Here is a 6,714-nt window from a genome sequence, read left to right as displayed (position 1 = left end):
CCGGCGAGCGTGCGCGCGCAGCCGGAGACGAGGGGCAAAGCCGCGCCGGCCGCGAGCGTCGCCATGGCCTGGCGGCGGGAAAGAGAAGAGGTGGGCAAGGGATACTCCGTCTTAGGCGGGAGGAAGCGAGCGGTCGGCCTCGACGCGCAGGCAATTGCCGTCGATGCCGGTGATCCGCACCTGGTCGCCGGCGCCTGCCGGGCCGCCGCGGGCGCTCCATTCGGAATCGCCGATGCGGACCCGGCCGCGATGCTCGTCCACCGGCTCGACGACGAGGACGCTTTTGCCGACGAGGCGCGCCGCCCGGTCGTTGAGCAGCGGATCGCTGCTCTCCACCGGGTTGTTCGTATACCAGCGGCGGCCGAGATAGACGGACGCGATCGACAGCAAGGCGAACATCGCGAACTGGAAGGCGAGCGGAAGGCCGAAGATCAGTGCGGCGAGCCCCGTCAGCGCTGCCGCTGCCGCCAGCCAGATCAGGAAGACGCCGGGGACGATCAGCTCGGCGACCGCCATCAGCATCGCCACGAGCAGCCAGACCCAGTGCGGCTCCAGGTCGCCGAAGCTCATTGGCCGGGGCCGTCAAATGGTCCGGGCCGGCGCGCGGGCGGGGCGGCTGCGGGCGCCTTGGCCGCCGGACCGCCGAGCGCGTCGCGGGCAAGCTCGCCGATGCCGCCGAGCGTTCCGATGAGCTGCGTCGCCTCGACGGGGAAGAGGATCGTCTTGGCGTTGGGCGAGGTCGCGAACTGGCTTACGGCGTCGACATATTTCTGCGCGATGAAATAGTTGATGGCCTGCGTATTGCCGCCGGCGATCGCGTCCGAGACGACCTGGGTCGCCTTGGCTTCGGCTTCGGCGGCGCGCTCGCGGGCCTCGGCATCGCGGAAGGCGGCTTCGCGGCGCCCCTCGGCCTCGAGGATCTGGCCCTGCTTCTCGCCTTCGGCCCTGAGGATCGCCGAGGCGCGGCTGCCTTCGGCCTCGAGGATCACGGCGCGCTTCTCGCGCTCGGCCTTCATCTGGCGGCCCATCGCGTTGACGATGTCCGCAGGCGGACGGATGTCCTTGATCTCGACGCGCGTGATCTTGACGCCCCAGCTCTCGGTCGCCTGATCCACCACCGACAGCAGGCGCGCATTGATCTCGTCGCGCTTCGACAAGGTCTCGTCGAGGTCCATCGAGCCCATCACCGTCCTGAGGTTCGTCGTCGTCAGCTGCATGATCGCAAGGTAGAGATCGGAGACTTCGTAAGCCGCCCGGGCGGCATCCAGCACCTGGAAGAACACCACGCCGTCCGTCGAGACCATGGCGTTGTCCTTGGTGATGATCTCCTGGCCGGGAATATCGAGCACCTGTTCCATCATGTTGATGCGGCGGCCGACGCGATAGAAGAAGGGCATGTAGAAATTGAAGCCGGGCCGGGCGACGGCTGTGAAGCGGCCGAAATGTTCGATCGTGTAATGATAGCCCTGGCGGACGATCTTGATGCCGCTCATCAGGAAGATGATGACCAGCAGGACCAGAAAGAACATGATGGCTTCGATCATCGCGGTCGCCCCTCCTCAGGCCTGATGCGGATATCATGTAGACAAGCGGGCCGCACTCCAAGCAGAATCAGACCCATGGACGTCGCCTCCCTACAGCTTTGCCGATCGCTGCTTTTCCTCCCCGCTTCCAATCCGCGCGCGATCGAGAAAGCGCGGGGGCTCGATGCCGACATGATCGTCCTCGATTGCGAGGATGCCGTGAAGCCGGAGGACAAAGGCGCCGCCCGCGCCGCGGCTGTCGCGGCCGTCGCGGGCGGCTTCGGCAAGCCCGTGGCGATTCGGATGAACACCACCACATCGCAGTGGTTTGCCGACGATGTCGAGGCGTTCCGCACAAGCGGCGCAGAGGTGCTCGTCCTCCCGAAAGCGGAAACGCCCCAGCAGGTGCAGGACGGGGCGATGCTGGTCGGAAAGCCGCTGCTGGCGATGATCGAGACTGCGTCCGGCGTGCTCAACGCAGCCGCGATCGCGCCGCACACGCTTGGCCTCGTCGCCGGCACAAACGATCTCTCCGCAGATCTCGAGCTTCCGGCCGGAGCGGGAAGGGCGCCGCTGATGCACAGCCTCCAGGTGACGGTGCTTGCCGCCCGTGCGGCTCGAGTAGCTGTCTTTGACGGCGTCTATAACGGCTTGGAGGATGAAGAAGGCCTCATCGCGCAGTGCGTGGAGGGCCGCTCTTTCGGGTTCGACGGCAAGTCGCTGATCCACCCGAGCCAGATCGAAATCGCCAACCGCATCTTCAGCCCGTCCGAAGCGGAGATCGAGACGGCCGAGCGGCTGATCGCCGCCGCGACCGGCGGAGCGGAACGGTTCGAGGGCAAGATGATCGAGACCCTGCACGTCGATCAGGCGCGGGCGCTGCTGAGGAAGGCGCGGCGTTAGGACGAGGCGTCGCCGGTGTAGATTCGGCGCCCCGGCGCCCCTATGGAGCGGCACCGACTCCCTGCGAGGACAAGATGGAAATCAGCCTGGGTCTCACCTTCGACGACGTGCTTCTGAAGCCCGCCGAATCGAGCGTGCTGCCGAGCCAGGCCGATACCCGCACTCGCCTCACTCGGGAGATCGGGCTCAACATCCCGATCATATCCTCGGCGATGGATACGGTCACCGAAGCCGACATGGCCATCGTGATGGCGCAGCTCGGCGGCATCGGCGTGCTTCACCGCAATCTGTCGGTTGAAGAACAGGCTGCAGCGGTTCGGGCGGTCAAGCGGTTCGAGAGCGGCATGGTGGTGAACCCGATCACGATGCGCCCGCAGCAGACTCTGGCCGAAGCGCTCGAGCTGATGGCGCGCCACCGGATTTCAGGCATCCCCATCACCGCGGAAGACGGGACGCTCGTCGGCATCCTCACGCACCGCGACGTTCGCTTCGCTGGCAATCCGAACCAGCCGGTGTCGGAACTGATGACGAGCGACAATCTCGTCACCGTCGGCCCTGGCGTCAGCCAGGAGGAAGCGCGGCGGCAGTTGCACCAGCGGCGTATCGAGAAGCTGCTCGTTATCGACGACAATCGCCGCTGCATCGGCCTCATCACCGTCAAGGACATCGAAAAGGCCGTCACCTATCCGGAAGCGACGAAGGACGGTTCGGGTCGGCTGCGCGTGGCTGCGGCGACCACGGTGGGCGACAAGGGCTACGAGCGCTCGGAGGCGTTGATCGACGCGGAATGCGATCTCATCGTGATCGACACCGCCCACGGCCATAACAGGGACGTCGCGGCGGCCGTCGAGCGGATCAAGAAGCGCTCGAACGCGGTCCAGATCGTCGCCGGCAATGTCGCCACCGCCGAGGCGACCAAAGCGCTGATCGGCGCCGGCGCCGATGCGGTGAAGGTGGGGATCGGCCCGGGCTCGATCTGCACGACTCGGGTCGTCGCGGGAGTGGGCGTGCCGCAGCTCACCGCGATCCTGGATTCGGCCGGAGAGGCGGCGAAGAGCGGCGTTCCGGTGATCGCCGACGGCGGTCTCAGGACCAGCGGCGATGTCGCCAAAGCGCTCGCCGCCGGCGCGTCGACAGTGATGGTCGGATCGCTTCTTGCAGGGACCGAAGAGGCGCCGGGCGAGACCTTCCTCTATCAGGGGCGGAGCTACAAGAGCTATCGCGGCATGGGCTCGGTGGGCGCGATGACGCGCGGCTCGGCCGACCGCTATTTCCAGCAGGACATCAAGGACCAGCTGAAGCTCGTGCCCGAAGGCATCGAGGGCCAGGTTCCGTACAAGGGTCATGCCCGCGATGTGATCCACCAGCTGGTTGGCGGCGTGAAAGCCGCAATGGGCTATACGGGATCGGGCACGATCGAGGAGCTCCAGCGTCGTGCGCGCTTCGTCCGCATCACCGGCGCCGGCCTTCGCGAGAGCCATGTCCACGACGTGGCGATCACCCGCGAAGCTCCCAATTATCCGACCCGGTAGGAACCCGCGATGACGCCTGCCGCGCGGGCGCAGGCCGCGATCGAGATACTGGACCAGGTGATCGCCGCCGCCCGCGAGGCCGGGCCTGCCGCCGACACGATCATCTCCGGCTATTTCAAGTCGCGCCGCTATGCGGGGTCCAAGGATCGAAGGGCAGTGCGCGAACTCGTCTACCGAGCCATCCGCCGCTCGGGGGAGCGGCCGCCGTCGGGACGAGCGGCGTTGCTCGGGCTGGCGGACGAGGATCCGGAGATCGAACGGCTGTTCGACGGCTCGCCGCATGCTCCCGCGCATCGAGCCGAGGGCGAAGACAGCGCCGCTCCGGCCCTCGTGCCGGAGTGGCTGCAAGGGCGGTTCGATCCCCTGGTTGAGGCGCGGGACTGGCCAGCGCTGCTGGAACGGGCTCCTCTCGATGTGCGCGTCAATAGCTTGAAGGGGGACCTCGAAGCTGCGCGTGACGCCTTGCCGGAGGCGGTGCCGACGCCGCTGTCTCCTCTGGGGCTGCGCCTCGCCGAAGGGACGCGCATCGAAGATCATCCCGCGTGCCAGTCCGGCCTGGTGGAGGTCCAGGACGAGGGGAGCCAGCTGCTCGCGCTCGGCTGCGGCGCTTCACCAGGACATCTCGTCGTCGATCTCTGCGCCGGCGCCGGGGGCAAGACGCTCGCACTTGCCGCCGAGATGAGGAACCAGGGGCGGATCATCGCCTGCGACACCGATCGCGGCCGCCTCGGGCGGATGCGGCCGAGACTCGAGCGGGCAGGGGTTTCGATCGTCGAGACGCGGCTCCTGAACCCAGGGGCCGAGCTCGACCCGCTGGAGGATCTGAAGGGCAAGGCGGACCTGGTCCTGGTCGATGCGCCCTGCTCCGGCACCGGCACCTGGCGGCGCAACCCGGAGACGCGCTGGCGGCTGACGCCCGAGCGGCTCCAGCGACTCGTCCAGCTCCAGGCCTATCTTCTTGATGTCGCGGCGGAACTCGTTCGCCCGGGCGGAATTCTGGTCTATGCGGTTTGTTCGCTGCTCGAAGAGGAGGGACGGGCGCAGGCAGAGGCTTTTGGCAGCCGCCGTTCAGCTTTCCTGTGCCAAGGTCCGGCATTCGAATTCGGGCGCATTGCGGGTGCGGGGCGGTTGCTCAGCCCTGCGCCCGATGGGACTGACGGCTTTTTCGTCGCGCGTTGGCAGGCGCCATGCTAGTCTGCTTCGCGACCGACATATGGAGATTTTGATGCGCCTCACGCCGATCACGCTCTCGATTGCATTCGCGCTGGCGACGATGGCGAGCGCCGGGCACGGGCAGCGGCCGGACGACCAGATCGAGCCCCGTTCGGTCGAGCTGCTCCAGCAGGGCCAGGCCCTGACCTCCGCGGGCAGGTTCAACGAGGCCATCGACATCCTCGAAAGCGCTCTTGCCGTCGATCCGCGCAACCGCGCCGCCTATGTCGCACTCGCCCGCGTTGCGCAGGGGCAGAAGCTCCCGGGCAAGGCGATCCGGCTTTATTCCGAGGCGCTGAAGCTGGAACCGAACGACGTCAACGCACTTGCCGGCCAAGGCGAGGCTTTGGTCGAGCGCGGCGCCGTGGAGCGTGCGAAGCGCAACCTCGAGAGGCTGAAGACGGCGTGCAAGGGCTCCTGCCCGCAGGCGACGACGCTGGCCGCGGTGATCGCCAAGGGGCCGCCGCCGGAAGTTCGCACCGCCCAGGCGCAGGGCACGACGCCGGTCACCCAGAAGAATTAGGCTCGCACGTACATTGCCCGGGCGATTGCGACGAACTCGTCGACGCTGAGCGTTTCGGCCCGGCGCTCCGGATTGATGCCCAGCCGCTCGAGCGCCTGAAGCGCCCCGGGAAGCGATTGCACGCTCCGGCGCAGCATCTTGCGGCGCTGCCCGAACGCGGCGGCGGTAAGCTTCTCTAACGTGGCCGCGGACACGCCTGAAGGCGCCTCCTTCGGCACGAGGTGCACGACCGCAGACATCACCTTCGGCGGCGGCACGAAGGCGGAGCGGTGCACCTTCATCGCCAGCCGCGCGTCGCATCGCCATTGCGCGAGGATGGCAAGACGGCCGTAGGCGGGTGTGTCGGGCCTGGCGACGATCCGCTCCGCCACCTCCTGCTGGAACATCAAGGTCAGCGACGCCCACCATGGCGGCCAGGCCTCGCCCCCCAACCAGCGCACGAGGAGGGCAGTGCCGACATTGTACGGTAGGTTGGAGACGATGTGAGCGCCGGCTCCGGCGACTTCCGCTTCGTCCAGATCGAGCGCGTCGCCCTCGATGACAATGAGCTTGCCGTCAAACGCTTCCCGCACCTCTGCCAGCGCGGGCAGGCACCGCCGGTCCCGCTCGACCGCAGTCACGGTCGCGCCGGCGCGGAGGAGGGCCCTGGTGAGGCCGCCGGGGCCCGGACCGACCTCATAAGCCCGCTGCCCCTCGAGCAAACCCGGTACCCTCGCGATGCGGTCCAGCAATTGCTCGTCGAGCAGGAAGTTCTGGCCGAGCGCCTTCGATGCGCTGAGGCCGTGGCGGGAGATCACCTCCCGCAGCGGCGGTAGCGCGCTCACGCCTGGGCGATGCGCTGCGCCGCAGCGGCGGCTGTCCGGAGCGCAGCGATCATTGCTCCCGGATGCGCCTGGTCCTTCCCCGCGATCGGGAAGGCGGTGCCGTGGTCGGGCGAGGTGCGGACGATCGGAAGGCCGAGCGTCATGTTCACGCCTTCATCGAAGTGGAGCGCCTTGATCGGGATCAGCGCCTGATCGTG

8 protein-coding genes are annotated in these 6,714 nt (G+C 67.7%); 4 read left to right on the top strand and 4 right to left on the bottom strand.

Features of this window, described 5'->3' with window-relative positions; genetic code table 11:
* Positions 1–111 precede the first annotated feature (111 nt).
* Positions 112–570 (bottom strand): NfeD family protein, encoded by a 459-nt coding sequence (locus tag VF662_RS04065; RefSeq protein ID WP_464137962.1) that lies wholly within the window; start codon positions 568–570, stop codon positions 112–114.
* Entirely contained in the window at positions 567–1,529 is a 963-nt protein-coding gene (locus VF662_RS04060) for an SPFH domain-containing protein (protein ID WP_464137964.1), read from the bottom strand. Before VF662_RS04060 ends, VF662_RS04065 begins: the two co-directional genes overlap by 4 nt.
* A gap of 90 nt (positions 1,530–1,619) precedes the next feature.
* Between VF662_RS04060 and VF662_RS04055 the strand changes: the two genes are divergently transcribed.
* The 4 genes from VF662_RS04055 to VF662_RS04040 all read left to right on the top strand — a co-directional run bounded on the left by VF662_RS04055 (position 1,620) and on the right by VF662_RS04040 (position 5,693).
* Positions 1,620–2,426: an HpcH/HpaI aldolase/citrate lyase family protein gene (locus VF662_RS04055; protein ID WP_464137960.1), complete on the top strand. Its 807-nt coding sequence runs from the start codon at positions 1,620–1,622 to the stop codon at positions 2,424–2,426.
* Between the two features lie 74 nt (positions 2,427–2,500).
* Positions 2,501–3,958, top strand: a complete 1,458-nt coding sequence (gene guaB / locus VF662_RS04050) for an IMP dehydrogenase (protein ID WP_464137958.1) — start codon at positions 2,501–2,503, stop codon at positions 3,956–3,958.
* 9 nt (positions 3,959–3,967) lie between these two features.
* Positions 3,968–5,152, top strand: a complete 1,185-nt coding sequence (locus VF662_RS04045; RefSeq protein WP_464137956.1) for an RsmB/NOP family class I SAM-dependent RNA methyltransferase — start codon at positions 3,968–3,970, stop codon at positions 5,150–5,152.
* Between the two features lie 31 nt (positions 5,153–5,183).
* Positions 5,184–5,693 carry a tetratricopeptide repeat protein gene (locus VF662_RS04040; RefSeq protein WP_464137954.1) on the top strand — a complete coding sequence of 170 codons (510 nt, stop codon included), beginning with the start codon at positions 5,184–5,186 and terminating at the stop codon, positions 5,691–5,693.
* Here the strand turns inward: VF662_RS04040 and rsmA are convergent.
* Entirely contained in the window at positions 5,690–6,517 is an 828-nt protein-coding gene (gene rsmA, locus VF662_RS04035) for a 16S rRNA (adenine(1518)-N(6)/adenine(1519)-N(6))-dimethyltransferase RsmA (RefSeq protein ID WP_464137952.1), read from the bottom strand. The two genes, VF662_RS04040 and rsmA, sit on opposite strands and share 4 nt — an antisense overlap.
* The coding region (locus VF662_RS04030) for a 4-hydroxythreonine-4-phosphate dehydrogenase PdxA (RefSeq protein WP_464137949.1) at positions 6,514–6,714 on the bottom strand (201 nt) is incomplete at its 5' end. The genes VF662_RS04030 and rsmA, both read right to left, overlap by 4 nt.

The sequence above is a fragment of the Allosphingosinicella sp. genome (genome assembly GCF_036387215.1).
Classification (GTDB): domain Bacteria; phylum Pseudomonadota; class Alphaproteobacteria; order Sphingomonadales; family Sphingomonadaceae; genus Allosphingosinicella.
The sequence above is the reverse complement of the archived record's forward strand: the minus strand, read 5'-3'. Positions and strand labels throughout refer to the sequence as shown.